The sequence below is a fragment of the Nocardia sp. NPDC059236 genome, assembly GCF_042754085.1.
Taxonomy (GTDB): Bacteria; Actinomycetota; Actinomycetes; order Mycobacteriales; family Mycobacteriaceae; genus Nocardia.
In genome coordinates this window covers 1-1,020 of sequence record NZ_JBHZAF010000124.1, presented here as the reverse complement: position 1 = coordinate 1,020, position 1,020 = coordinate 1, and the positions used below count along the sequence as shown (strand labels likewise).

Annotated in this window: 1 protein-coding gene and 1 pseudogene; both read right to left on the bottom strand. The window is 72.7% G+C overall.

Translation table 11 applies throughout. The features are described 5' to 3' along the window. Positions 1–486, bottom strand: a 486-nt coding sequence (locus ACFXIV_RS48385) for an orotate phosphoribosyltransferase (RefSeq protein WP_379421599.1), incomplete at its 3' end; no start/stop codon positions are given. 44 nt (positions 487–530) lie between these two features. Then, positions 531–1,020 (bottom strand): annotated as a pseudogene (locus tag ACFXIV_RS48380) (aldose 1-epimerase); the annotation flags it as partial.

Genomic DNA, 1,020 nt, shown 5'->3' with positions numbered 1-1,020 from the left:
TTCCATCGCGGGAGCCGCGCCGCGCTCCACGATCGTCGCCACCGCGACCACCTCGGCACCCGCCTGGCGGGCCGCCTCCACAGCGGTGAGCGGCGAGTTCCCCGTCGTCGAGGTGTCCTCGACGATCAGCACCCGGCGCCCCGCGACATCCGGGCCCTCGATCCGGCGCTGCAGCCCGTGCGCCTTGCCCGCCTTGCGGACGACGAACGCGTCGAGGTGCCGACCGCGGGCCGCGGCGGCGTGCAGCATCGACGACGCGACCGGGTCGGCCCCCAGGGTGAGGCCGCCCACCGCGTCGTAGTCCAGATGCGCCGTCGCGTCCAGCATCACCTGGCCCGCGAGCGGCGCCGACTCACCGTCCAGGGTGATCCGGCGAAGGTCGATGTAGAAGTCGGCCTCCGCTCCGGAGGAGAGCGTGACGCGGCCGTGCACCACGGCCTTGTCCTTGATCTGTCGCAGCAGCGCGGCGCGCACGTCGTCATTCATGAGGCCTCAGCCTATGCGTCCCGCGACCGTCTCCCGGCAGCCGCCTAGAGCCGCTGCCAGCTCCAGGTCGTCGTCAGCTCCAGCGGGTCGATGGGAGTCACCTGGCGCGGGTGGGAGTTGAGCCCGTTCGGGGGGCCGGACTGCGGCTCCACACAGACGGCCTCCTCCGGCTCGTCGTAGACCACGACGTACTCGGCCCGCGAGGTCATCCGCAGCGACAGCTCGGACGGCCAGGTCAGGGTGACGTCCACACCGCCCGGCATCCCGAAGCAGTCGTCCCAGGGGCCGGGCCGCGGCTCGATGCGGGTACCGGTGGGGATGTGGTCGGCGCCCCGCTCCTCCTGCCACTCGGGGGAGAAGTCGATCCGCACGTCCTCACCGCCCTGGCCGAGGTTGCGCAGGAACCACGGGTGCCAGCCGGCCTGCGCCGGGAAGGAGACGTCGAAGGTCTCGACGGCGAGCTTCAGGGTCAGCGAACCGCCGTCCTCGGCGAGCTCGACGACCTGGGTGACGCGGCCCTCCCAGGGCCAGGGG